At 64.1% G+C, this 25,677-nt stretch carries 22 protein-coding genes; 14 read left to right on the top strand and 8 right to left on the bottom strand.

Annotated elements, in window-relative coordinates; genetic code table 11:
* The first annotated feature begins 135 nt into the window (after window positions 1-135).
* The 6 genes from K369_RS01745 to istB all read left to right on the top strand — a co-directional run bounded on the left by K369_RS01745 (window position 136) and on the right by istB (window position 10,282).
* The gene (locus K369_RS01745; protein ID WP_036286802.1) at window positions 136-2,478 is read left to right on the top strand and encodes a DUF1549 and DUF1553 domain-containing protein; all 2,343 of its coding nucleotides are present in this window, start codon (window positions 136-138) and stop codon (window positions 2,476-2,478) included.
* Window positions 2,479-2,510: 32 nt separating this feature from the next.
* Window positions 2,511-3,959, top strand: coding sequence for a DUF1501 domain-containing protein (locus K369_RS01740; protein WP_036287561.1), 1,449 nt, complete (start codon window positions 2,511-2,513; stop codon window positions 3,957-3,959).
* 303 nt (window positions 3,960-4,262) lie between these two features.
* The gene (locus K369_RS01735; protein WP_084570385.1) at window positions 4,263-6,740 is read left to right on the top strand and encodes a TonB-dependent receptor; all 2,478 of its coding nucleotides are present in this window, start codon (window positions 4,263-4,265) and stop codon (window positions 6,738-6,740) included.
* A gap of 252 nt (window positions 6,741-6,992) precedes the next feature.
* A complete protein-coding gene (locus K369_RS01730) occupies window positions 6,993-7,895 on the top strand; it encodes an MFS transporter (protein WP_051948723.1) in 903 nt (300 codons plus the stop codon).
* A gap of 97 nt (window positions 7,896-7,992) precedes the next feature.
* Complete coding sequence (gene istA / locus K369_RS01725; protein WP_084570383.1) at window positions 7,993-9,522, top strand: IS21 family transposase; 1,530 nt, start codon at window positions 7,993-7,995, stop codon at window positions 9,520-9,522.
* Window positions 9,512-10,282 carry an IS21-like element helper ATPase IstB gene (gene istB, locus K369_RS01720; RefSeq protein ID WP_036286799.1) on the top strand — a complete coding sequence of 257 codons (771 nt, stop codon included), beginning with the start codon at window positions 9,512-9,514 and terminating at the stop codon, window positions 10,280-10,282. The genes istA and istB overlap by 11 nt, the downstream gene beginning before the upstream one ends.
* A gap of 362 nt (window positions 10,283-10,644) precedes the next feature.
* Here the strand turns inward: istB and K369_RS28090 are convergent, their stop codons facing one another.
* Entirely contained in the window at window positions 10,645-11,217 is a 573-nt protein-coding gene (locus K369_RS28090; RefSeq protein ID WP_371033280.1) for an FAD-dependent oxidoreductase, read from the bottom strand.
* Between the two features lie 110 nt (window positions 11,218-11,327).
* Here K369_RS28090 and ilvD point away from each other — a divergent pair, with 110 nt between their 5' ends.
* Complete coding sequence (gene ilvD / locus K369_RS01710) at window positions 11,328-13,172, top strand: dihydroxy-acid dehydratase (protein WP_036286797.1); 1,845 nt, start codon at window positions 11,328-11,330, stop codon at window positions 13,170-13,172.
* A 25-nt stretch (window positions 13,173-13,197) separates the two neighbouring features.
* On the opposite strand, the gene K369_RS01705 is transcribed toward ilvD, so the two are convergent.
* From K369_RS01705 to K369_RS01695, 3 genes are all read right to left on the bottom strand, one after another.
* A complete protein-coding gene (locus tag K369_RS01705; RefSeq protein WP_036286794.1) occupies window positions 13,198-14,646 on the bottom strand; it encodes a TadE/TadG family type IV pilus assembly protein in 1,449 nt (482 codons plus the stop codon).
* Window positions 14,647-14,898: 252 nt separating this feature from the next.
* The gene (locus K369_RS01700; protein ID WP_036286793.1) at window positions 14,899-15,750 is read right to left on the bottom strand and encodes a 23S rRNA (adenine(2030)-N(6))-methyltransferase RlmJ; all 852 of its coding nucleotides are present in this window, start codon (window positions 15,748-15,750) and stop codon (window positions 14,899-14,901) included.
* 3 nt (window positions 15,751-15,753) lie between these two features.
* Complete coding sequence (locus tag K369_RS01695; RefSeq protein WP_084570415.1) at window positions 15,754-16,419, bottom strand: ribonuclease T2; 666 nt, start codon at window positions 16,417-16,419, stop codon at window positions 15,754-15,756.
* A gap of 148 nt (window positions 16,420-16,567) precedes the next feature.
* On the opposite strand from K369_RS01695, the gene K369_RS01690 reads away from it, so the two are divergent.
* The 4 genes from K369_RS01690 to K369_RS01675 all read left to right on the top strand — a co-directional run bounded on the left by K369_RS01690 (window position 16,568) and on the right by K369_RS01675 (window position 19,781).
* The gene (locus K369_RS01690; protein WP_036286790.1) at window positions 16,568-17,101 is read left to right on the top strand and encodes a hypothetical protein; all 534 of its coding nucleotides are present in this window, start codon (window positions 16,568-16,570) and stop codon (window positions 17,099-17,101) included.
* Between the two features lie 34 nt (window positions 17,102-17,135).
* A complete protein-coding gene (locus K369_RS01685; protein WP_036287550.1) occupies window positions 17,136-17,561 on the top strand; it encodes a hypothetical protein in 426 nt (141 codons plus the stop codon).
* Window positions 17,562-17,642: 81 nt separating this feature from the next.
* Window positions 17,643-19,007, top strand: a complete 1,365-nt coding sequence (locus tag K369_RS01680) for an SGNH family hydrolase (RefSeq protein ID WP_084570413.1) — start codon at window positions 17,643-17,645, stop codon at window positions 19,005-19,007.
* Between the two features lie 159 nt (window positions 19,008-19,166).
* Entirely contained in the window at window positions 19,167-19,781 is a 615-nt protein-coding gene (locus K369_RS01675; protein WP_036286787.1) for a L,D-transpeptidase, read from the top strand.
* A gap of 60 nt (window positions 19,782-19,841) precedes the next feature.
* On the opposite strand, the gene K369_RS01670 is transcribed toward K369_RS01675, so the two are convergent.
* The 3 genes from K369_RS01670 to K369_RS01660 all read right to left on the bottom strand — a co-directional run bounded on the left by K369_RS01670 (window position 19,842) and on the right by K369_RS01660 (window position 22,488).
* Entirely contained in the window at window positions 19,842-20,033 is a 192-nt protein-coding gene (locus K369_RS01670) for a hypothetical protein (protein ID WP_036286784.1), read from the bottom strand.
* A 7-nt stretch (window positions 20,034-20,040) separates the two neighbouring features.
* Entirely contained in the window at window positions 20,041-21,459 is a 1,419-nt protein-coding gene (locus K369_RS01665) for a glutamate synthase subunit beta (protein WP_036286781.1), read from the bottom strand.
* A 141-nt stretch (window positions 21,460-21,600) separates the two neighbouring features.
* Window positions 21,601-22,488 (bottom strand): branched-chain amino acid aminotransferase, encoded by an 888-nt coding sequence (locus tag K369_RS01660; protein ID WP_036286778.1) that lies wholly within the window; start codon window positions 22,486-22,488, stop codon window positions 21,601-21,603.
* Between the two features lie 255 nt (window positions 22,489-22,743).
* On the opposite strand from K369_RS01660, the gene K369_RS01655 reads away from it, so the two are divergent.
* The 3 genes from K369_RS01655 to K369_RS01645 are packed head-to-tail and all read left to right on the top strand — an operon-like array spanning window position 22,744 to window position 25,450.
* On the top strand, window positions 22,744-23,310 hold the full coding sequence (locus K369_RS01655; RefSeq protein WP_036286775.1) for a MarR family transcriptional regulator: 567 nt from the start codon (window positions 22,744-22,746) through the stop codon (window positions 23,308-23,310).
* Window positions 23,307-24,086, top strand: a complete 780-nt coding sequence (locus tag K369_RS01650) for a response regulator (protein WP_036286772.1) — start codon at window positions 23,307-23,309, stop codon at window positions 24,084-24,086. Before K369_RS01655 ends, K369_RS01650 begins: the two co-directional genes overlap by 4 nt.
* On the top strand, window positions 24,083-25,450 hold the full coding sequence (locus K369_RS01645; protein ID WP_036286769.1) for an ATP-binding protein: 1,368 nt from the start codon (window positions 24,083-24,085) through the stop codon (window positions 25,448-25,450). The genes K369_RS01650 and K369_RS01645 overlap by 4 nt, the downstream gene beginning before the upstream one ends.
* A 3-nt stretch (window positions 25,451-25,453) precedes the next feature.
* Here K369_RS01645 and K369_RS01640 read toward each other — a convergent pair whose 3' ends face one another.
* Window positions 25,454-25,666 (bottom strand): hypothetical protein, encoded by a 213-nt coding sequence (locus tag K369_RS01640; RefSeq protein WP_018265794.1) that lies wholly within the window; start codon window positions 25,664-25,666, stop codon window positions 25,454-25,456.
* Window positions 25,667-25,677: the final 11 nt, after the last annotated feature.

Genomic DNA, 25,677 nt, shown 5'->3' with positions numbered 1-25,677 from the left:
CCGGCGCACGATGGGATTCCCCCTTGAATGGGATTGACAGAATCCGCATATTATATACTCTTTAGATAGGATTTAGCCGCGACCGGGACATCCCACTTTCAAGCGGCGACAAAGCGGTTATGTCGAGGGATCCCCATGATGCGCATGACGAAAAAGACATTTTTTATGTCCCTGGCGGCGGCCTCCGCGATCTCGGTCGCTCTGGCCGCAGACGACGGAAGGTCGGCCTCCGGCGGTAATCGGACGCATTGGGCGTATCAGCCGTTGCGGGCTCCGGCGACGCCGACAGTAGCGCGCGCAGAGTGGCAGCGGACGCCGATCGACGCATTCATCCTCGCAAAGCTGGAGCAGGCCAATCTCGCCCCCTCGCCGGACGCCGATCGCGCCGCTTTCATTCGCCGCGCGACCTTGGATGTCTGGGGAGTCATTCCGACGCCCGAGGACGTCGCGCGCTTCGTGAATGACGACGCCCCGGACGCCTACGAAAAGCTGGTGGATCGTCTTCTGGCCTCGCCGCATTATGGCGAGCGGCAGGCGCGGCGGTGGCTCGATCTGGCGCGTTATGCCGATAGCGCGGGTTTCCAAGGCGACGAGACGCGTGGCAATTTCTATCGCTATCGCGACTATGTCATCAACGCGTTCAACAGCGACAAGCCGTATTCGCGCTTCATCCGAGAACAGATCGCGGGCGACGAGTTGGCGCCGGGCGACCAGGAAGCGCTGACTGCGACGGGATTTCTCGCCGCCTTTCCCGAAAACGTCAACGCTCGGGATCTGGTGCTGAGAAAATATCAGGTCGCGACAGAGATAACCGACACTGTCGGGTCGGTCGTGCTCGGCACGACGGTCGGCTGTGCGCGATGCCATAATCACAAGTCGGACAAATTCACCCAAAAGGACTATTTCTCCTTGCAGGCGTTCTTCGCCAACACGAGCGTCGATGAGAGGACGCCGGTGGCCGCGCCGGGAGAAGCCGAAAACGAATTCAAAGCGGCGCAGGCGAAATATGACGAGGCGATTCGCGCGAATAAGAATCGTCGAAAAGAGATCGTCGAGCAATTTCGCGACGTGTTGTCGGCTTTCAACAAAGAGCGTTACGAGGCGAGCAGCCAAGCGCATATTCTCAAGCCGAAAGAGGAATGGGACGCCTTCGACCGATGGCTCAACCATCGTGTCGCGATCAACTCGACCGATGATCGCCTCGGACTGTTTCTGCGCAATCTTCCTGTGGACGTCTATGCGCGCTTCTCGGAGGGAGGCGAAGCCGCCGGTGGACCCCGCATCACCGTCTCACGCGACGAGTTCCTCAAGCTGGCTGCCGAGTACAAGTCTCTCCTCGAGGATTTGAAGAAGTTCGACGCGCTCCGACCCAAAAAGGGATCGAACACGATAACGGCGGTGACGGAACTCGGACATTCCGACGCGCCGCCTACTTATATATTGTTCGGTGGCAATCACGAGCGGCCGCTCGACGAAGCGCAGCCTGCTTTTCCAGAAGCTCTTACGAGCGATAAGCCCGTCATCACGCCGACAGCCACATCTTCGGGACGAAGGCTGGCGCTGGCGAATTGGCTCGTCGACTCCAGCAATCAGCTGACGCCGCGCGTCTATGTGAATCGTGTGTGGAACGAATATTTCGGCAAGGGAATCGTCGGAACGGTCAGTGACTTCGGCAAGGCAGGCGACAAGCCGACGCATCCGGAGCTATTGGATCGTCTCGCCTCCGACTTCGTGAAGGGCGGATGGAGCGTCAAGACGTTGCATCGGCAGATTCTGCTGTCGCGCGTCTATCGCCAGTCGTCGGATTATCGGGAAGAGGTAGCGGCGATCGATCCGGAGAACAAGCTGCTCGCCGTGTTCCCGCGCAAGCGGCTAGACGCCGAGCAAATTCGCGACTCGCTGCTCGCCGCCTCCGGCCGGCTGGATCAACGCATCGGAGGGTCGAGCGTGTTTCCGCCTGTTCCGAGCAATTTGAATGCGGGCTCCGCTTGGGAGGTTTCGAAGGACCCGAAAGATCACAACCGCCGCAGCCTCTATATCTTCGCGCGGCGCAGCGTGCCTTATCCTCTACTCGAACCCTTCGACCCGGCTAACACCCAGCAAGTTCACAGCAAGCGCGATGTGACGACGACGCCGCTGCAAGCGCTCGCGCTCGTCAACAGCGACATCGTGTTCGAATGGTCGCAGGCGCTGGCGGGGCGGCTTCTTGCGGAGGTCGGAGGCGACGAATCAGCGCAATTCGAACGTCTCTACGAAATACTCTTCGCGAGAAAGCCGGACGCATCGGAGAAAGCGGTGCTCGCGGCATTCCTCGAAAAGCAGAGGCAGCTGATCGCCAGCAAAGGCAATGACGGAAAATTGTCGATTGCTTTGCCGACCGGCGACGTTGCGCCGACACTGGATCCGCTGCGCGCCTCCGCCCTCGTCGATCTCGTTCACACTGTCGCGAACTCCAATGAGTTCATCTATCGATTTTGACGTATCCTCAAGACTTCGCGAAGGAACATATCATGAGCGGACATTCGAGACGTGACTGGTTGGTTGGCTCGGCCTATGGGCTCGGCGGCTTCGCGCTGAACGCTTCTATGCCCGGCGGCGGGATGCTTTCGGTTCCTTTCGCGGCAGCCGCGCCGAGGCTCGATCCATTGGCTCGACGTGAGCCGCATTTCGCGCCCAAGGCGAAGTCGATCATCTGGCTGCACATGGACGGCGCGCCGAGCACGCTCGATCTTTTCGACTATAAGCCGACTTTGGAGCGACTCGCCGGCCAGGACACGCCGGAATCGTTCTTGACGGGCATTCGCACGGCCGGCCAAGGCAAGACGGGAAAACTGTTCGCCTCGAACCGCAGCTGGAAGCAATATGGCGAGAGTGGCGCATGGTTTTCCGATTTTCTGCCGGAACTCGCGCAACATGCGGACGAGATTGCTTTCGTGAAGTCGAGCGTCACCGTCGGCGCCACGCATGATATCTCGATCTTGAAGCTGAACACCGGCGATCTCGTTCCAGGTCGTCCGTCGCTCGGATCCTGGATTTCCTACGCACTCGGCTCGGCCAATCCGGATTTGCCCCCCTTCGTCGTGCTCTATGCGGGGGACAAGGAGCCACGTGGCGGATCCATCAATTGGAGCTCGGGCTTCCTTCCGGCCGTCCATCAAGGCACGGCGTTTCGATCGGGGCCGTCGCCCATACTTCATCTCGAGCGGCCCGAATTGATTTCTTCGAGCGAGCAGAGATCCAATCTCGATCTCCTGTTGCATCTCAATGAGAAGGACGCCGCGCGCCATCCCAATGACAGCGAGCTGGCGGCGCGCGCACGCTCATATGAGCTCGCCTACCGAATGGAGGCTTCGGCGCCGGAAGCGGTCGATATCACGCATGAGACGGCGGCGACCAGAGAACTCTATGGGCTGAATTCAGAGGCGACGCGCGAATATGGAACGATTCTGTTGAGAGCGCGGCGGCTCGTCGAACGCGGCGTGCGCTTCATTCAAGTCGTGTCCTGGCCTTTCGACAATGCGGGCGTCGATTTCAGCAATTGGGACGCGCACAGCAAGCTCGAGGAAAATCACGGCGCGCGTTCCCGCGCCGTCGACAAGCCCATCGCTGGTCTATTGGCGGATTTGAAGTCGCGCGGACTGCTGGACGAAACTCTGGTGGTCTGGACATCCGAATTCGGGCGCACATCCTACGGCCAGAGCGGAGACGGGCGCGATCATAATCCGTGGGGCTACACGCAGTGGCTCGCCGGCGGAGGGGCGAAAGCCGGATATACGCATGGCGCAACGGATGAAATCGGTCTGAAGGCCGTCGAAAATCCCGTCGACACCTATGATCTGCACGCGACCGTTCTGCAGCTTGTCGGCCTCGATCACCTCAAGACCACATTCTCGAGAGGCGGTCGCGCAGAGCGCCCGACGGTTGTCTATGGCAAGGTCGTGAAAGAGCTGCTCGCCTGAGCGTAAAGGGCCGATGACCCCGGAGTGGCGTGCGGCGTCGTTCCGGGGCGTAAGGCCCGAGAAGTCGCAGACTCGCGAGGCCGAAGGTCGCGAACGTGGCGCACCACTGCCGGCTGAGATTTACGAAATTGAACGATCCGCGAAGCTGATCATTTGAATGCTGGCGTCGGCACAATAGATTTTTTGTGCGCTTGCCCGCGAGCCAAGGAAAAAGGCGCGCTCATGCGCGTCAAAAACCATCTCTTACGTCTCGCGCGGTGCGCGACCTTATATAGTATTGTTCTGTAAGGAGGCGTGCGTCCTATGGGTCGTGCTGTCGACGAGCTCACACGCGCGTTTTTATCCGTCGTCGCGCCGCTCGCCCTAGCGGCAGGCGCCGGTTTTTCATCGCAGCTCGCTTTCGCAGAGGACGCCGAGATCGCCGACGTGGTCGTCGGCGCGCGGACGCCGGGGCTGACGCGGCAGGAGGAAAAGGTCCTGCTGAGCACGCCACGTTCGGCGGCGATCGTCGATGGGCAAAGGGCCGAAGAGGAGCATCTGGAGCGCCTCTCCGACCTCTCGCAGCTGGTTCCCAATTACCGACCCAACATCGCGACCGCTCGTACGTCGACGCCGGCGATCCGCGGCGTCGGCCGCGGCGCCGGCAATGGCGACTCGTCCGAATTGGACACGGGCTTCATCGTCGACAATGTCTTCTGGAAACATGTCGGCTTCCAATGGGGCGACTTCATCGATCTCGACTCCTTCGAGGTCGGACTCGGACCGCAGGGGACGGCGCTCGGCAAGAACACGACAGTCGGCAATATCGTCCTTCGCACGCAACTGCCGTCTTTCGAGCGCAAGGCGACGCTCGAGACCTCCTTCGCCAATTACAGCCATATCGTCGAGAAGCTGAACGTCACCGGTCCCGTCATCGACGACAGGCTCGCCTATCGCTTGGCTCTCTATCTCGACAAGGGCTCGGGCTGGATTCACGATCAGGTCACCGGAGCGGGCTATCTGAACAATGATCGCTGGGGCGCGCGCGGGCAGCTGCTCTATGTCGGCGACAGCGTGACCGACCGACTGATCTTCTACCGCACGAGCTCGCAGGAATATATCGCATCCAACAATCACACGGGACAGGTCGGCGATTCGGTTCCCATCTTCGCCAATGGAACAATCGGCGCGACCTATGCGCAAACCTTGCTCAGTCGGCTGGGACGCCGCGTGCTGGCCTTCGACGCCTACAAACCCTTCAACACGCGCAACGGCCCCTGGAACACGCGCACGACCACGCTCTCCAACGAATTGAATTGGCAGCTCGGCGACTACACGCTCACCTCGATCTCCGCATGGGGCGAGTTCACGCTGCATTCACACAATGCTCTCGGCATTCAAGAGACGGAGATCACGAATGTCGGCGGCGACGCCGACGTCTATGTCGATCAATTTTCGCAAGAGCTGCGGCTCGCTTCTCCCCGCGACCAGAGGCTCGAATGGCAAGCTGGGCTCTATTCGCTCTATGAGAAGACACGGTCGTATTCGCATACCGATTTCGGCAGCAACGCCGCACAATGGTTCGGAACGCCGACCACCGATCCCGCCCTCCTCAACGGTTTTCAACAGCGCACCGACGGCAAATCCCGCACCTTCCACATAGGCGGATTCGGACAGGGCGCCTTTCGCCTCGACGATCGATGGACGCTGACCCTCGGCCTGCGCGACAGCTACGAGATCAAGGAAGGATCGGTGTTCGGTTGGGAGAAGGCGTGGAGCCAGCGTTTCTCGCCGATCCAGGTCTATAATGCGATTCGCGGCGGCGGCGGCATCGGCGATTACGACACCGGCAGCGCCACAAAAACGCGCAACATGTTCACCGGCATTTTCAATCCTTCCTACAAATTCAGCGAGAACATTCTGTTCCATGGCCTCGTCGGGCGCGGCGAGAAAGCGGCGGCCGTCAACGACCGCGCCCAGCCGATCTGGTCGGGAACGACCTTCAAGGGATTCCAGCCCCTTTTCACTCGGGCCGAGACGAGCTGGGACTATGAGCTCGGAGCCAAGACCAATTGGCTCGACGGAAAGCTCATCGCCAACGTCAGTCTCTATTGGGCGGATATTTTCGACTTCCAGGCCAATATGGTCGACACGAGCTATACGGACGCCACCGGCCAGCCGCTACGCCAGACCTATCTCGGATCGGTTCCGCATGTGCGGCTGCGCGGCGTCGAGTTCACCGGGCGCTTCTCGCCGATTGAGCGTCTCTGGATTTCGTTCAACGGCGCTTATACAGAGGCGCGCTACATCGATTACGCCAATGCCGCGCCGCCGGCTGATTGGATCTGGTCCACGCCTTCGCCTACGCCGGTCGGCTTCATCAGAGCGCCGCTCACCCTCTCGCGTTCCAATTCACGGTGGGAGAATCTGCCCAAATGGGCCGTGAATATCGGCGCGACTTACGACCATCCGCTCGGCCCGGCGTTGCGCGATCTCGGTCCATTCTGGGACCGCCCGGTCACGGCGTTCGGCTACGCCAACCTCGCATGGCAAGACAGGACGCAGCTCACGAGCCCCTGGTCGGTTCGTCAATATTGGCAGCCTGCCTATTCCATCGTGAACGCGGGTCTCGGCCTACGCACGGACGACGAGCGCTACAGCCTTTCGATCTGGGCCAAGAATGTCTTCGACCAGCGTTACATCACCGCTTGGTCGCCCGGAAGCTCGACGACAGCGACGACAATCCAGTTGCAGGATTTTCCACGCTCGGTGGGAGGAACGCTGCTCGTCAAGCTCTATTGATGTGCAAGGCGCCAATTCGGGCTCTGACGAATCGTCTAATCGCGGCGTCGATGTGCAGTATTGCGTAGCTTCGGCCAAACACTGGCCGAAATGCGCGATCGTGAAACGCTGCGGCTCGAATTCGATTATTGACCAGCGCCGGCCTCGAGCGTCGTAGTTGTGACTTGAGCGCAGGCGACCGATGTTTCACGGCGCGCAGTCGATTGCCGCGCGATGGATGAGAATGCGCCTCTTCGAAAACGAGAGCAGAAAATGGATCGGACGGTCTCCATCGAGCAATCGATCGACAATGCCGCCATCGGCGGCCGCCAGCTGATCGTCGTCGGGCTTTGCGGGCTGCTCGCAATGGTCGATGGCTTCGATGCGCAGGCCATGGCCTACGCCGCTCCCGCCCTCGCTGCCGAGCTGCATATCCAGACCTCCGATTTCGGACTGGTCTTCGGCGCGGGTTCCTTCGGATCGCTGACGGGCGTCCTGGCGCAAGGGCCGCTCGGCGACAAATTCGGCCGCAAGACGGTCATGCTGGCGGCGTTCCTTCTCGTCGGCGCCGCGTCGCTGCTGAACGTCCAGGCGGCGAGGCTCGACGAGCTGATCGCTCTGCGCTTCCTCGCCGGATTGGGACTCGGCGGGGCTCTTCCAAATCTCTTCGCGATCACCGCCGAATATACACCCCGTCGGCGTCGCTCGACTTTCGTCACGGCGATGTTCTGCGGCGTTCCTCTCGGCTCGATGTTGGGCGGCTTGATCGCTGCAAATATTCTGCAGTCCCACGACTGGCGCCTGATATTTTATCTCGGCGGCGTCGCTCCCCTCCTCTTCGCCGCTCCAGCATGGTTCGTCGTGCCCGAGTCTGCGGCCTATCTAGCGACCCGGCCGAACTCTCGCGAGCGTCTGCGCGACATTCTCCGCCGCCTGAACGTCGAACCGACGCCGCAGCTCGAGGCCACCGCCACGCTCGCGGGCGCAGAAGAGCGGTCGACGGTCCTGCATCTCTTCGGACCAGCCTACATCCGCGGCACGGCGCTGCTGGCCGTCATCGGCTTTTTGAGCCTGCTCGTGTCTATCTCGCTCACCAATTGGCTGCCGCTCATTTTGAGCCGCGCCGGCCTCACCATCGGCATGGCAGTGATCGGCGGCGCTGTTGATTTCCACTGAGAGCTGACCCAGGCAGCACGGATTTTTCCACCGAGAATTGACCCATGTTCGAACCTTTCCCCCTCCGCATCGCGAGGGGGACTTTGGAGTGATCGACATGGAGTTATTGAGCGTCATCCGACGCTGGCGATATCGGCAGGAGTTCTCGATCCGAGAGATTGCGCGCCGCACGGGGCTATCGCGCAATACGGTGCGCAAATACCTGCGCTCGGACAACGTCGAGCCGCGGTTCGCCGCGCCCGATCGACCGAGCCGGCTCGACGCCTTCGCCGACAAGCTGGCGCATATGCTGCGTCAGGAGGCGGCAAAATCGCGCAAGCAGAAGCGGACGGTCAAGCAGTTGCACGCGGATCTGGCCGCCCTCGGCTACGACGGCTCCTACAATCGCGTGGCGGCGTTCGCACGCGAGTGGAAGGCGGCGCGGCATCGGGAGCAACAGACCTGTGGGCGCGGCGCGTTCGTGCCGCTGACGTTTCTGCCCGGCGAGGCGTTCCAGTTCGACTGGTCGGAGGATTGGGCGATCATCGCGGGCGAGCGGACCAAGTTGCAGGTCGCCCAGTTCAAGCTCTCCTACAGCCGCGCATTCTTCCTCCGGACCTACCCGCAACAGACGCATGAGATGCTCTTCGACGCCCACAACCACGCCTTTCGCGTGCTGGGCGGCGTGCCGCAGCGGGGCATCTATGACAATATGAGCACGGCGATCGACAAGGTCGGGCGCGGCAAAGAACGCCAGGTCAACGCCCGCTTCACCGCCATGGTCAGTCATTTCCTGTTCGAGGCCACGTTCTGCAATCCGGCCTCCGGCTGGGAAAAGGGGCAAATCGAGAAGAACGTTCAGGATTCTCGCCATCGGCTTTGGCAGCCGATGCCGGATTTTCCTTCCCGGGCGGCGCTGAACGACTGGCTAGAGGCGCGATGCGTCGAACTGTGGACCGAGATCCCGCACAGCGCGCAGCCGGGGACGATCGCGGAGGCTTGGCGCGAGGAGGTTCCGCAGCTGATGCAGCCTCCGCGGCCATTTGACGGCTTCGTCGAACACTCCAAGCGGGTCTCGCCGACATGCCTGATCCATTTGGAACGTAACCGCTACAGCGTGCCGGCTTCGTTCGCCAATTGCCCCGTCAGCGTCCGGGTCTACCCTGAGCGCGTCGTCGTCGCCGCCGAAGGGCAGATCGTGTGCGAGCACGCCCGCGTCATCGCCCGTTCGCATGACCACAAGGGTGTGACGGTCTACGACTGGCGGCATTATCTCTCCGTTATCCAGCGCAAGCCGGGCGCGCTGCGCAACGGCGCGCCCTTCGCCGAACTGCCGTCCGCCTTTCGGACACTGCAACAGTACATGCTCAAGAAGCCGGGCGGCGACCGTGAGATGGTCGAAATATTGGCTCTGGTCCTACAGCACGACGAGCAGGCTGTGCTGACCGCCGTCGAACTGGCGTTGGCGGCCGGCGCGCCGACCAAGATGCACATCTTGAATCTGTTGCACCGCCTGGTCGACGGCAAGCCGGTCGACGCGCCGCCCGTGAAGCCGCCCAACGCGTTGACGCTCACCACCGAGCCGCAGGCGAATGTCGAGCGCTACGACGCGCTGCGCAAAGGTCAGGAGGCGCGCCATGCGTCATAATCCCGCCGCCGGCGCCATCGTCATCATGCTGCGCAGTCTCAAAATGCACGGCATGGCGCAAGCCGTCAGCGAGCTGACCGAGCAAGGCTCTCCAGCCTTCGAGGCCGCGCTGCCGATCCTGTCGCAACTCTTGAAGGCGGAAATCGCTGATCGGGAGGTGAGATCGATCGCCTACCAGCTCAAGTCTGCGCGGTTCCCGAACTATCGTGATCTCGCCGGCTTCGACTTCGCCAGCGGTGAGGTCAACGAGGCTCTCGTACGGCAGCTTCATCGCTGCGAGTTCCTCGAGGATGCGCATAACGCCGTCCTGGTCGGGGGACCTGGCACGGGCAAGACGCATCTGGCGACAGCGATCGGCGTCCAGGCGATCGAGCATCACAGAAAGCGTGTGCGGTTCTTTTCCACCGTCGAGCTCGTCAACGCGCTCGAAGCGGAAAAGCACCAGGGCAAGTCCGGGCAGATCGCAGCACGGCTCGTTCATTCCGATCTCGTCATCCTGGACGAGCTCGGCTACCTGCCGTTCAGCGGCTCCGGCGGGGCGCTGCTGTTCCACCTGCTGAGCAAGCTCTACGAGCGAACCAGCGTCATCATCACGACGAACCTCGGTTTCGGCGAATGGGCCGCCGTCTTTGGGGACGCCAAGATGACGACGGCTCTGCTCGATCGCCTCACTCACCGCTGCCACATCCTCGAAACCGGAAACGACAGCTTCCGGTTCAAGGACAGCTCGGCGAAGGCGGACAAACCATCAAAGGAGTAGATCAACTTGACGACCGACTGACCCGCAAGCCATCTTCAACCCGGGTCACTTCTCAATGGAAATCCTGGGTCAAATCTCGACGGAAATCTACACTCTGTGGGCTCGAGCTATAAGTGAGCGGCCTCGTGGCGGCGCCTTCGACGAGCTTCGCGCGATGAGTTCTGGCGTAGGCTCTGATGCGATGGGAGAGGGGCATGCTCGCTGGGTACGGCGAACGCGATGCCGGCGACCCATCCGGCCAGATATTCGCCTTGCCGCGCGTCGTCGCGGGCGGCGCACCCGACAAAAACTCGTTCTCCAGCACGCGGTCGGCATTGTCGACGGCGTAGCTCGCCGAAATATGCGAGACGATGTGATTTGCCTTACGGATCGGAGGAATAGCTCTCGATCTGCTGCCGCGGAGCCACCAAATTCGCGCGAGTCAGGTGCGACAGTGGTCCCTCCCAACTAATTATTATTCCGGCATAATCGGGAACGAGCCTCTCGGCCGGCAGCTGCGGCCAATAGCGACGAATGCGCGACGCGAAATCGGCGCGGCGCGCGGGGCAGACGCGATAATCCTCGGCGCCGATCCATTCCACATCTGGCCCGAAGCGCATGCGGCCGGCGAGATCCAATGTGACATGGACGCCGAGCCCGCCATCGACCGGAGCCGGATAGATCAGCCGCGTGAAGGGCGGCGGCCGGAAAAGGCGAAATAGCCGCCCTTGGCGAGGATGAGCGGCGGGACCGCCGCCGGCTCGAGCCCCGCTATGCCCGCCGCGACCGCCTGAGCGCGCAGCCCCGCGGCCACGACGAGAAGCTCGGCCTCCGCTGCGCCCGCGTCGTCGCCGCCGAAGCGAATGCGCCAGCCATCGCCAATCCGCTCGGCTCCCAGCACAGGCGTCGCCAGAGCGATGGCGCCGACGATCGATGCGCCATGAGCTTCCTCTCAAAGAACGGCGAGGCCGACGCTCACTTTCCGCCTCCTCGGCCGGTTGCGGGGCCTGGCTCCTTGGGATAGTGCATCTGCGACACGCCTTTTGAAAGAAGAAGAGAGCCGCCCATGCCGCCGTTCCGCTCCCGCACCACCACCCATGGACGCAATATGGCGGGCGCGCGCGGCCTGTGGCGGGCCACAGGCATGAAGGACGACGACTTCGGCAAGCCGATCATCGCCGTCGCCAATTCCTTCACGCAATTCGTGCCGGGCCATGTGCATCTGAAAGATCTCGGCCAGCTCGTCGCGCGCGAGATCGAGAAGGCCGGCGGCGTCGCCAAGGAGTTCGACACGATCGCGGTCGATGACGGCATCGCCATGGGCCATGACGGAATGCTCTATTCCCTGCCCTCGCGCGAGATCATCGCCGACAGCGTCGAATATATGTGCAACGCCCATTGCGCCGACGCTCTCGTCTGCATCTCCAATTGCGATAAGATCACCCCCGGCATGCTGATGGCCGCGCTGCGGCTGAACATCCCCACCATCTTCGTCTCCGGCGGGCCGATGGAGGCCGGCAAGGTCACGCTGCATGGCGAGGCCCACGCCCTCGATCTCGTCGACGCCATGGTGGCCGCCGGCGACGACAAGGTGAGCGACGCCGATGTCGCGATCATCGAGCGTTCCGCCTGCCCGACCTGCGGCTCCTGCTCCGGCATGTTCACCGCCAATTCGATGAACTGCCTCGCCGAGGCGCTCGGCCTCGCTTTGCCCGGCAATGGCACTGTGCTGGCGACCCATTCCGATCGCGAGCGCCTCTTCGTCGAGGCCGGCCATCTCATCGTCGATCTCGCCCGCCGCTGGTACGAGCAGGACGATTCCAGCGTGCTGCCGCGCTCCATCGCGAAGTTCGAAGCCTTCGAGAACGCCATGACGCTCGACATCGCCATGGGCGGCTCCACCAACACCGTGCTGCATATTCTCGCCGCCGCCTATGAGGCTGAAGTCCCCTTCACAATGGCGGATATCGACCGCCTGTCGCGGCGCGTGCCGGTCCTGTGCAAGGTCGCGCCCAGCGTGCCGGACATTCACCTCGAGGACGTGCATCGCGCCGGCGGCATCTACGCCATTCTCGGCGAGCTGGCGCGCGCCGGTCTGCTGCATACCGATCTGCCGACGGTGCATGCGACGACGCTCGGCGAGGCGCTCGCGCGTTGGGACGTGCGCGTCTCCAATAGCGAGAGCGTCGCGAATTTCTATCGCGCCGCGCCGGGCGGCGTGCCGACGCAAGTGGCCTTCAGCCAGAGCCGCCGCTTCGACGCGCTCGATCTCGACCGCGAGAAAGGCGCCGTGCGCGACGCGGCCCACGCCTTCTCCAAGGATGGCGGTCTCGCGGTTCTCACCGGCAATCTCGCGCAGGACGGCTGCATTGTGAAGACGGCGGGCGTCGACGATTCCATTCTGAAATTCGCCGGCCCGGCGCGCGTCTTCGAGAGCCAGGACGCCGCGGTCGATGCGATCTTGACCGGCAAGATCGTCGCCGGCGATGTGGTGGTGATCCGCTATGAAGGTCCGCGCGGCGGTCCCGGCATGCAGGAAATGCTCTATCCGACGAGCTATCTGAAGTCGAAGGGCCTCGGCAAAGCCTGCGCGCTCATCACCGATGGGCGCTTTTCGGGCGGCACTTCGGGCCTCTCCATCGGCCATGTCTCGCCGGAGGCGGCCGAGGGCGGCCTCATCGGCCTGGTGAAGGAAGGCGACAAGATCGAGATCGACATTCCGGCGCGCTCCATCCGCCTCGCCGTTTCCGAGGACGAGCTGGCGAAGCGCCGCGCGGCGGAAGAGGCGCGCGGCAAGGACGCTTGGAAGCCGGCCAAACGCGCGCGCAAGGTCTCGAAGGCGCTGCGCGCCTATGCGGCCATGACAACCAGCGCCGCGCGCGGCGCCGTGCGGGAAGTGCCGGAAAGCTGAAAGCCGAGGGAGGACGGCGCGCCGCTCATTTTGTGAGATGCGCCGCCGTCGTCACCGCCTTTTGGAACATGATCGTCATCGCATTGCTGATGTCGCCGCCGCCATCCACCTCGAAATACAAATCCGTCGAGGCGCAGCTCTTCAGCGCGTCGCCGACCTGCGACAGGAACGGCTTGACGGCGGCGTCGAAGAATCCGCCATTGTCCGGCGTCGGATAATAGACGGTGTTGAGCACCGCGATGCGAACGCCGCGGTTCTTGATCGTCGTGCAATAAGAGGGATCGAGCGGCCCGAGGCAGCGGTAGAAGGCGCCGAAGCTGTTCGAATAGCTCCTCTGATAATTGTTGCAGGCGGCGTTGGAGACGAAGTTTCCGTCGACGAGGCCATCCGTCACCAGCAGCAGAACCTTCTGCGGCGAGTCTCCGCTGGCGCTCGTGCCATTGCCAGGATTGGCGATGAGGCTATTGGCCTGCGTCAGCGCCATGCCGATGTCGGTCATCGCATTGCGCGTGTTGAGCGGACTGGCGCCGATCGTCGCCGACGTCCATGTCGATGCGCTGGTCGGATAGGTGTAGCTCGCGCCCGCCGGCAGATAATTCTCCTTTTCCATCAAAGGCGGCGTCATCGCGTTGATCCCCGCCGCTATGACGCTCACATTGGCGCTCGTCGCCGCCGTCAGGGCCACCAGCTGCGTGAAGCCCATATTGAAGGCATAGGCGGCGAAGCGATAATTCGCGCCATTCGCCACCATCATCGCCTGAGCCGTGCTCGCCAGGCTCTTCGCCGACTCTCGCACATTGTCGATGCGCAGGACGATGCCCTGATTCTTCGCAAAGGTGTAGCTGTCGATCGTTCCATAGCCGGGATATTGCACCGTATATCCCGCCTCCGAGAAGTTGTTCTCATGGCAGGCGAAGGCGCATCCGGTGGCGGTCGTCATTGCCGTTATGCCGGCCGTCGTCGCGGGAAGCTCCATCGACGGCGAATTGTCCAGAACGAGATAAAAATCGATATTGCGCGCTGTCGATGCGGTGGTCGCCGCCTTCACCGTGAAGGTCGTCGTCGTATTGCGATAGAATGAGCCGAAGGCGTTGGCGATCTGCGCCGTATAAGAGACATTGACGGTTCTGATCTTCGAGAAGGTCGAGGTCGCGTCATTGACCGCCACCGTCAATTTCGTCGCATCATAGGTCAGCGTCTTGATCCGCTGCGCCTGCGCGGCGAACATATTCGTCGCCGCCGTTTGACCGCTGGTCGCCGATTGCAGCATCATCGCGGGCGTCGTCGCCGCCAGCGCCGCGGAATCGGCGATGGCGCCGAGCTGCGTCTGCACTCTGCCGGTCGTCGCATAATCGATCGCGCCGCCAGCGGCTATGAGAAGCGGCACAGCGGCCAAGGCGAAAATAAAAACGACGCTGCCCTTGCGGTCGCCAGCGAAGCCGCCGAGAGCGGCCAGTATTCGAGTGCCGAACATTTACGCATACGCCTCTTCTGGAGAAGGAAGAGTCGTCGCTCGACATCGAACGTCCGAAGTCGGAGCGCTCCAGCGCCCCTGTCGGCGGAGCCGCAGAAGGCCGCGCCCTCGGCGTCATGCTCCATCTCTTGGTACTCTCGCTCTCAGCTTATGAGAGAAGTTCCGAGGAAACTCTTTCCGTCCCGCCCGAGGCCACGTCCCAATCGGGAACAAAATACCCAAAAATCGGGATCGAGCCCGGGATGGAGCGGCTCACTCTCCGCTCACCCATTCGATCTCGCATCCGGCGCCCGGCCCCTGCGCCAAGCGTTCCGCGAGAAAGGCCGAAATCGCCCGCGCCTCCTCCTCGAAAGTGAAGGGCGGATTGACGACGAGGAGGCCAGTGCTGCGCAGCTTGGTATCCGCCTCGGCCCCTCCGACGCAGAGATCGAGACGCAGAATTTTCTTCACCCCGCTGGCGCGCAAGGCGCCGATCAGCCAGCGCGATTCCCCCGCATCCTTGATCGGACGCCAGAGCGCATAAATCCCCGTCGGCCATTTGCGATGCGCGTCGAGAAAACTCTTCAGCATGCGCTCGGTCTCGTCGCGCTGCTCGAAGGGCGGATCGATCAGCACGAGCCCGCGCCGCTCCTTGGGCGGCACGAAGGCGGAGAGGCCGATATAGCCATCGAGATGAATGGCCTTCACGCGCTTGTCGCGCGCAAAGCGTCTCTGCAGCGCCTCGAAAGCGTCGGGCCGCAATTCGCAGAAGACCGCGCGATCCTGCGCGCGCATGAAACGCGTCGCGATCAGCGGCGAGCCGGGATAAAGCGCGGGCCGCCCCTCCGCGCCGAGCGGGCCGACGATATCGAGATAGGGCGCGAGCAGATCGCGCAGCCGCGCATCGGCGCCGGAGAGATCGGCGACCCGGCCTATGCCGCCGCGCCACTCGCCCGTGCGCTCGGCGGCGTCGGCGGAAAGGTCATAGGCGCCCTCCCCCGCATGCGTGTCGATGACGCGAAACGGCGTCTCCTTGCGCGTGAGATAGAGGAGAAGCCGCACCAGCAGCGCATGCTTGAGCACATCGGCGAAATTGCCGGCGTGAAAGCCATGGCGATAATTCATCGGCTACAGCGGCGCCGGCACGGAGATTTCGCCGGCGCGGCAGGCGCCGCGCGCGATCTCGGGACAGGGGCGGAACTCGCGCAGATCGCGTGAGAAGCAGATGCGCACATCCTGCAGCGCTCCCTTGCGGCAGGTGACGGCGAGCATCCCCGGCCGCAGCCGCGGATTGGCGGCGATGAAGGCGCGCTGAATGTCGAGCGGCGCGAAGCTCTGCGCCTGCCGCGGCCGCTCGAGCAGGGCCGGAATGGTCACGCTCTCCGTCGCGCGGCGCACATCGACGAAATAATCGGTCGGGCTCTTGCCCGAGCAGCGGCCATGCTTGCGCCATTCGTGCCGCGCCAGCCCTTCGTCGGGATAGACGCCGGCGACATGCTCGAGCGCCATGCGCGAGGGCGTCGCGGCGCCGTCGCATTCGCTCGGAAAGCCATGCTCATATTGCGGCCACAGGCCATGGGTGACGAAGCCCTTGCCGAGGCCGGGCTCGCATTGCGCGCGATATTCGCGACCGCCGCCGCTCTCGCAAAAGGCAGGCGACCAGGAGAGCGTCAGCACATAGAAGTCGAAGCCGCCGCCGCTGCGCGCCTCCGGCGCCGATTGCGCCATGGCGCTCGAGGTGAAGAACGAGACCAGCGCCGCGAGGACGCAGACACGAGACCATTGCACGAACATGCGCCGCTCCAAAAACCCGTTGCGCGAGTGATGCCGGAGCACGAGGCTTCGCGTCAAGCCGCAGCGAAAGAGGCCTGAAAGAGGCCGACGGCGTTGACACACCCTACTTATTCACTAGGATATTGCCGAAATCACGGGGAAGGTTCGCATGAGGAGCGCAACTCGCATCTTCCGCGCGGCCGCGGCGCTGCTCGGACTCGCCGGATCGGCGGCTGCGAAACCGGCTTGCGTCTTTCAGGACGCCGCGCTTCGCGGCGACGCGGGAAGCGCCGAGCATCTCATCGGCGTCATACCGGCCCTTTCGCCCATCGTGCTCGTGCGCCAGGGACCAAAATGGAGCATCGTCTCCTTCGACGGCGAGACGGGCTATGTCCAGACCCGGCATCTCACGCCCTTCGGCGGCCCGGCCGATCCGCCGAGCTGGCGGCAATCGCCATCCCCCAATCAGACATTGCGGCGCGAGATCGACCCGCTCTTCGGCGAGGCGTCCTGGCGCTTCGGCCTCGCGCCGCGTTCGACTCTCGGCCTCTATAACTATTTCAGCGGCTTTCGGCGCGCGGCCTGGACCGATCGCACCGGCGCCCGCGTCGCCGAGGCGCGAGCTTCGGCAAATCCATGCCTCGCCGCCTTGCGGCAGGCCGAGCGCAATGTCGCGGCGAAACCGTCGCGCCGCGCCAATTGAGCCCGATGCGGCGGACCTTCCGAGGAGCATGACGATGAGCGAAGAGTGGGAATATCAGATTCGGCTAAACATCAGCGACGACTTTGCCGAGATCGCCCGCACCGATCCGCAGAATGCGGCGATCGCTCCGATCGCCGCGATTTTGGCCAAGCACCATGCGGCGCTGAGCAATCAGTTCGACGCTTTCGTCAATTATGTCACCGAGGCGGAGAAGCAGGGCGTCGAGCACTTCCCGCTCTATAAGTGGACCAAGGCGACGATCGAGGACCCGGCCAAAAAGGCCAAGCACGTCAAGTCCTTCTCCATTTATGTGGAAGGCGAGGAGGTCTATCCGAAGGCTGCCGCGGACGCGCTCGAGGCCGATCTCGCGCCTCTTGTCGGCGGCGGCGTGGTGGAGAAGCTCTCCAAGCACGACACCAACCCGGCGAATAATCCGCAGGCGCCCGCGCATTTGCGCTGATCTCTCGGACTCCCGGCGGCGGCGCGCGTCTCAGCGCGGCGCCGGATCGCTTTGCCGCCGGGGCCGCGCTATATTGTCGATATGCGCAGCCTCTCCCGCACCCTCGGCCTTTTCGCGATTCTCCTCCTCGCGCTGCTCTTTAGCGGCGTGGACAGCGCGCGGGCGCAGGATGCGGTCGGGGATTTCTTCCAAGGGCTGTTCGGCGGCCGCCCCCGCGCCCATTCGGAGGCCCGCCCGGCTGCGCGCGAGACCGGCCGCATGCGTCGGCTGGTGCCCCATCGCGAATATAGCGCACCCGCCTATTGGCACGGCAAGAGCAAGGCGGCCAAGAAGGACAAGACGCAAAAGCCCGAGGACCCCAACGCCCCGCCGCCCTTCCAGGTGGCGGTGATCGGCGACAGCCTGGGCCAAATGCTGGCGGACGGCTTGGACGAAGCCTATTCGGACCGCGCCGATATCCGCATATTGCACAGGGCCAAGGACAGCACCGGCCTCGTGCGCGAGGATTATTTCGATTGGCCGAAGGCCGCGCGCGAGCTGCTCGCCGGCGGCGACAAGATCGACATGGCCGTCATCATGATCGGCTCCAATGATCGTCAGGCCATTCACGAGGGCGCGGAGACGATCGAGACATTGTCGCCGCGGTGGCGCGAGCGCTACGCCCAACGGGTGGAGACTGTGCGCGCGGCGTTTCGCGAGAAGAAGATTCCGCTCGTCTGGGTCTCTCTGCCCGTCACCAAGAGCGAGCATTTCGCCGCCGATATGGCGAAGCTCAACGACATCTACCGACAGGCGGCGGCGCAGGACAGCGCGGCTTTCATCGATATTTGGGAGGCCTTCGCCGATGAGCGCAACCAATATCAGGCCTTCGGCCCCGATATAAACGGGCGCATCGTCAAGCTGCGGTCGGCGGACGGCGTCCATTTCACCGATGTCGGCGCGCGCAAGCTCGCCCATTTCGTCGAGGGTGAGATCAAGCGGCTCTTCGACGCGCGCCATCCGGCGCCCGACGCCGCGCCTGCGGAAGCCGCCCTGCCCCCGGCCGAGGGAACGCCGCCCGCGGAAGCCGCCGTCGTCGCGCCGCCGGTTCAGATCATCGCGCCCAGCGGCCCAACTCCGGCGGTCGCGCCCACCCTGCCGGCGGACCGCCCGGCGATCGGCCAGACGCAACCGCTGACCGGAGCCGCCCTCGCGGCCGACGGCGAGCTGGCGCGGCGCGTGAAATCCCCCTCCACGACGGAGGCGACGCAAGCCGCCGCGGCGCGCGCGCTCGTCGATCATATTTTCGGCGAGGGCGGCGAGCAGCCGAGCCAGCCCGGCCGCGCCGATGATTTCTCCTGGCCGCGCGGCGGCGCCAAGGTCACGCCCGTTTCCACGCCGGCTCCTGCGCAGGCCTCGACCCCGGCGCCCGCCGTCGCCACCCCCTCGGCCGCCGAGACGCGCTGAGCGGGACCGTTCGCTCAAAACGCGCGGAAACCGTCAATTCCGCATTCAATTCGTCTCGAATGAAGCGCGCCGGCGCCGGCGGCTCGAGGGAACGGCCGCCCCGGCGCTGCATTTTTCTCCCGCTCGAAAGGCCCGAGGGCCTCGAAGGGAGTATCCATCATGTATTTTCGTCGTTCGTCTCTTTCTGTCGCGCTCGCGCTGGGCTTCGGCTGCGCCGCGCCCGCCGCGCAGGCTTTCGAAAATCCGTTCGCCTTTCTGTTCAGCGGACGCTCGGCGGCGGCGAGCGCCCCGTCCTCCTCGGACGGCCAGCTCTCCGGCGAATATTCGTCGACGCGTTCCGTGGTCGCCGATCCGACTCGCCAGCGGCCGGGAACGATCACCGTCGACACGCAAAATCGCGTTCTCTATCTGTCGATGAATGACGGTCAGGCGATGCGCTATGGCGTCGGCGTCGGCCGTCCGGGCTTCACTTGGCGCGGCCATACGCATATCGGCCGCAAGGAGGCCTGGCCGGCCTGGACGCCGCCTTCCGCCATGCTGCACCGCCGCCCCGATCTGCCGCGCCATATGACGGGCGGAGCCAATAATCCGCTCGGCGCGCGCGCCATGTATCTCTATTCGGGCGGCCGCGACACGATGTTCCGCATCCATGGCTCCAACGAGCCCTGGACGATCGGCCATGGCGTCTCCTCCGGCTGCATCCGCATGCTGAACGGCGACGTCAGCGATCTCTACAGCCGCGTGAAGGTCGGCACGCAGGTCCACGTTCTCTGAACGAGAAACGCCGGCGGCGCGTCTCGCGACGAGCGCCGGCCTATTTTTGGTTCCGCGGCGTCAGCCGACGCAATTGGCGTTGGTCAGGCCGGAGATGATGACCTGCGCGACGACCCAGACGCCGATCAGCGCCCAGGCGATGCGCGTCTTCTTCTGCCCATAGAGATAGGCTCCGCCGATGGGCATGGCGAGCAGCAGATAGGGAAGCGCGGAATTTCCGATATTCTCACAGTACCACAGGGCCGTGGGCATTTTTTCCTCACCTTGGTAGATTTGTTTCGCCCATCAGGAAGGCGTCCACCGAGGCGGCGCATTGCCGGCCCTCGCGGATCGCCCATACGACGAGCGATTGCCCGCGCCGCATGTCTCCGCACGCGAAGACTTTTTCGCGTGACGATCGATAGGATTTGACGTCGGCGGCCACATTGCCGCGCGGGTCCAGCGCGACCGCGAGCTTTTCCAGCAGGCCCTCGCGGACCGGCGAGACGAAGCCCATGGCCAGTAGCACGAGATCGGCCTTCAGCGTGAACTCGCTGCCGGGAATGGCGGCCAGCTTGCCGTCGACGCGCTCGCAGCGCAGGCCCGTGACGGCGCCGTCGGCGCCGATGAACTCGCGCGTCATCACCGCGAACTCGCGCGTCGAGCCCTCGTCATGGGAAGAGGAGGTGCGCAGCTTCAGCGGCCAGTCCGGCCAGGTGACGAGCTTGGCTTCCTTCTCCGGCGGGCGCGGCATGATCTCGAGCTGCGTCACCGAAAGCGCGCCCTGGCGCACCGAGGTGCCGATGCAGTCCGAGCCCGTGTCGCCGCCGCCGATGACGACGACATGCTTGCCGGAGGCGAGGATCGGCTCATTGGTGACGAGCGGCTCGCCGGACACGCGGCGGTTCTGCTGCGGCAGGAAATCCATGGCGAAATGCACGCCGCGCAGATCTCGCCCCGGAATCGAAAGATCGCGCGGCTGCTCGGAGCCGCCGGCGAGCACGATGGCGTCATGCTCGGCGACGAGCTTCTCCGTCTCGAGATCGACCCCGACATGCACATTATAGTGGAAGGCCACCCCTTCCGCCTCGAGCTGCGCCACGCGGCGGTCGATGAGATGCTTCTCCATCTTGAAGTCGGGAATGCCGTAACGCAGCAGGCCGCCGGCCTTGGCGAACTTCTCATAGACATGCACGTCATGGCCGACGCGCGCCAGCTGCTGGGCGGCGGCGAGACCCGCGGGGCCGGCGCCGACGACGGCGATGCGCTTGCCGGTCTTGGTCTTCGGCGGCTCGGGCGCGATCCAGCCCGCCTCGAAGCCGCGATCGACGATCGAACATTCGATCGTCTTGATCGTGACCGGCTGGTCGACGAGATTCAGCGTGCAGGAGGCCTCGCAGGGCGCGGGGCAGACGCGGCCGGTGAATTCCGGGAAATTATTGGTGGAATGGAGATTGGCCAGCGCGCGGCGCCAGTCGCCGTTGTAGACGAGATCGTTCCAATCCGGGATCTGATTATTGACCGGGCAGCCATTGTGGCAGAACGGAATGCCGCAATCCATGCAGCGCGCCGCCTGATTGCGCGTCGCCTCCTCGGAGAGGGGAATGACGAATTCGTCGTAATGGCGGATGCGGTCGGCGGCCGGCTTGTATTTGCGGTCCTGCCGGTCGACTTCCAGAAACCCAGTGACCTTTCCCATGCCTCGCCAACCCCTCGGCCCGTCGCGTCAATGGCGCCTTCGAGGGATTTTTTACCACGAAGACGCGTAGGACACGAAGCAAATCGTCTCGGATATCGCTTTCTCGACCCGTCGCCGGCGCGCGGCGTTACGCGGCGAAGCTCAGGCGGCGGCCGCTTTCGGATCGACCTCGCGCGTGTAGTCCTCGATCAGCGTGCGCGAGATGGCGCCCGGCGTGAAGCGATAGGGGCCGGCCTCCGCGACCGGCGTGACCTCGGCGCCCGTGCCGCAGATGAAGCACTCGCTGAACTCGGGCAGCTCCTCCGGCAGGATGCGGCGCTCGACCACCTCTATCCAGCGGCGACGGGCGAGATCGATGACCGTGCGGCGCGTGATGCCGTCGAGGAAGCAATCGGCGATAGGGGTGTGCAGCACGCCGTCCTTCACGAAGAAGATATTGGCGCCGGTGCATTCGGCGACGCGGCCCTGCCAGTCGAGCATCAGAGCGTCGGCGTAGCCGCGGCGCTCGGCGCGATGCTTGGAGATGGTGCAGATCATATAGAGGCCCGCCGCCTTGGCCAGCGAGGGCGCGGTCTGCGGATCGGGCCGGCGATAATCGGCGACGTCGAGACGAATGCCCTTCATCTTGGTGGCGACGTCGAACATGCTCGGCCAGTCCCACGTCGCGATGGCGACATTGATCGTCGAATTCTGCGCGGCGACGGCCATCATCTCGCTGCCGCGCCAGGCCACCGGCCGCACATAGCAGCTGTCGAAGCCATTGGCCTTCACCACCGTGGCCTTGGCCGCGTCGAGCTCGGCGACGCTATAGGGAATCTCGAAATCGAGGATTTGCGCGGAACGCTTGAAGCGCTCGGAATGCTCGGTCGATTTGAAGATCACGCCGCCATAGGCGCGCTCGCCCTCGAACACGCTGGAGCCGTAATGCAGCCCGTGCGAGAGCACATGGAGCTTGGCGTCGCGCCAGGGGATGAGCGCGCCATTGAACCAGATGTAGCCGTCGCGCTGGTCGAAGGGCAAAACCGACATCCGACACTCCGATGAGGTCAAGGGCGAAAAAAGAGGGAGCCGTCCCATGCGGCGGCCGGTCTCGAGCCGGCCTTCTCCAAACCACTAGCCATCGGTCAGAAATATGTCAATATAGCTGACGTATAAGTTCAGGACGTTCGAGCGGCGTCGGAGGGGGCGTTTCACCCTCCCATTCAGAGGACGGGCTTCCGAGCGCCCTGTCCGGGGCATGGTTCACGGCTTTTTCGCTTCCACCGACATATAGCGGTTCCCGACGTGAAAACATCCATCGAACGCAAGCCATCGCGCCCGGCCTCGACGCAGGCGCTGGTCGGACGCGAGCCGGCGCCCGAGAGCGAGCCCATGTTCGATCTCATCGAGCTGTTCTTCTTCGCCTATCGCGATTTCGTCGGCGACGCCGACCGGCTGCTCGAGAATTACCAATTTGGCCGCGCCCATCACCGCGTGCTGCATTTCGTCTATCGCCGCCCCGGCCTCGCCATCGCCGCCCTGCTCGATATTCTGAAGATCACCAAGCAGAGCCTCAACCGCGTGCTCAAGCAATTGCTCGACGCCGGATTCGTCGAGGCGCGCGAGGGCGCGACCGACCGTCGCCAGCGCCTCCTCTATCCGACGGCCAAGGGCGCGCGTCTCGCCCAGGAGCTGGCGACGCTGCAATCGGAACGCTTCCGCCGCGTCTTCGGCGAGCTGCCGCCGGAGACGCGCGAGATGACCGTCGATTTTCTGCTGGCCATGGTCAACGCCCCGGATCGTGAGAAAGTGCGCGCGCATCTGCCGCCGCGCCGGCGCCGGCGGCCGCTCGCCGAAGACGACGCCGCATGAGCGCGCCGGCGCCGCAGACCGCGGCCGAGCCCGGCCCGCATATTCTCGTCGTCGACGACGACAGGCGCATACGCGCGCTGCTGTCGCGCTATCTCGTCGCGCAGGGCTATCTGGTCAGCGCGGCCGCCGACGCCGCCCAGGCGCGCGCGCGGCTCGCCGACATGACCTTCGACCTCATCGTCCTCGACGTGATGATGCCGGGCGAGAGCGGACCGGAATTCGCGCGCAAATTGCGCAGCGAGGCGGAGCCCCTGCGCTCCTCCCCCATCCTCATGCTGACCGCGCGCGGCGAGACGGCCGATCGCGTGGCCGGACTCGAGGCCGGCGTCGACGATTATCTCGCCAAGCCCTTCGAGCCGCGCGAATTGTCGCTGCGCATCGCCAGCATTCTGCGCCGCGCCGGCCGCGCCGCCCGCCCTGCCCCGGCGGCCGCGAGCGTGCGCTTCGGCGCCTTCGGCTTCGATCTCGAAAAGGGCCGATTGCGCGAGCATGATCGAATCGTCCATTTGACGACTCGCGAAGAGGAGATTCTGCGCGTGCTGGCGACGAATGCGGGCGAGATCGTGTCACGGCAGAGGTTGGCGCAGCGCCTCGTCAATGGCAAAGTCGAGAGCGCGGGCGAACGAAGCGTCGATGTCGAGGTGGCGCGGCTGCGCCGCAAGCTCGAGAGCGACGCGCAAGGCCCGCGCCATTTGCAGACGATCCGCGGCCGCGGCTACAGGCTGTGGGCGGAGGCCGTCATCGGACCGGACGAGGAATACGGAAAAGCGCAATGACATCAGCCCTCCCCGCCGCGCTCGACGCCCCGCGCCAGCTCTGGCGGCGCTTCGCCGGCTGGCTGCACGAGCGCATGCCCAAAGGCCTCTACGCCCGCTCGCTGCTGATCGTGATTCTACCGATCGTGCTGCTGCAATCGGCGGTCGCCTATTTTTTCATGGAGCGGCATTGGCAGGCGGTGACGTCGCGCCTCTCCGCCGCCGTGGCGCGCGACGTCGCCGCGCTGATCGATTTCTACGACGCCTTTCCCAAGGGCGAGCATCGCGACATCATCCAGCGCATCGCCGGCGAGGATTTGAGCATAGACGTTCATTTCCTGCCCAAGGAGCCGCTGCCGCCGCCCGCCGCCAAGCCCTTCTTCTCACTGCTCGACCATACTTTGTCGCGGGAGTTGTCGCTGCGCCTGCAGCGCCCCTTCTGGATCGACACGGTAGGGCGCTCCAACATCGTGGAAATAAGAGTCGCGCTCGACGATTCGGTGATGCGGCTGCTCGCCCATCGCACCCAGGCCTATGCGTCGAACTCGGAAATCTTCTTCATCTGGACCGTGATCGCGTCTCTGGTCATCATCGCTATCGCCACCTCCTTCCTGCGCAATCAGATCCGCCCGATTCTGCGCCTCGCCCGCGCGGCGGAGGAGTTCGGCAAGGGCCGCGAGGTCGCCTTCAGCCCGCGCGGCGCGCGCGAGGTGCGGCAGGCCGGCGCCGCCTTTTTGGAGATGAAGCGCCGAGTCGAGCGCGCCATGGAGCAGCGCACGACCATGCTCAATGGCGTGTCGCATGATCTGCGCACCATCATCACGCGCTTCAAGCTGTCGCTCGCCCTCATCGGCGAGACCGCGGAGACCAATGAGCTGAAGAAAGACGTCGACGAGATGGAGCGCATGGTGGAGGCCTATCTCGCCTTCGCGCGCGGCGACGGCGGCGAGGCGACGGCGGAGACCGATGTGACCGCCATTCTGGACGAGCTGAAGACCGACACGGAGCGGCGCGGCCTTCGGGCCGAGACGAGCTTTTCCGGCCGCAGGCAGGTCGCCGTGCGCCCGGCCGCCTTCCGCCGCTGCCTCGCCAATCTCGTCGGCAACGCCCAGCGCTATGCGAAAAACATATCGCTCACGGCCGTCAACGACGGCCATATGCTGACCATCCACATAGACGACGACGGCCCGGGCATTCCGGTCGAGCGGCGAGAAGACGCTTTCCGCCCCTTCTACCGGCTGGACGAGTCGCGCAATCAGGACGAGAGCCATTCGGGTCTCGGCCTCGCCATAGCGCGCGACATCATGCGCTCGCATGGCGGCGAGGTGACGCTCGAGGGCTCGCCGCTCGGCGGCTTGCGCGCGACCGTCACCTTGCCGGTGTGACGCTCAGCCCTCCGCCGGACAGGGGATTTCCTTCGTCACGCCTTCCAGAAAGGCCTTCATGCCGCAATTGGCGCGCAGGGGGCTCGGCTTCTGATTGCCTTCCCAAGTGAGGAAGGTAACGATCCCGCGCGGATTGATGGCGATCACCTTGTATCGCTCCGGTCCGCGGGTCGCATAGCATTTGCCTTCTTTTATGTCCTCGGCGGTCAGGGCCATGTTCTGATCTC

The sequence above is a fragment of the Methylosinus sp. PW1 genome (assembly GCF_000745215.1).
In the GTDB taxonomy this organism is placed as follows: Bacteria; Pseudomonadota; Alphaproteobacteria; order Rhizobiales; family Beijerinckiaceae; genus Methylosinus.
This window is presented reverse-complemented; position numbering and strand designations above follow the sequence as displayed.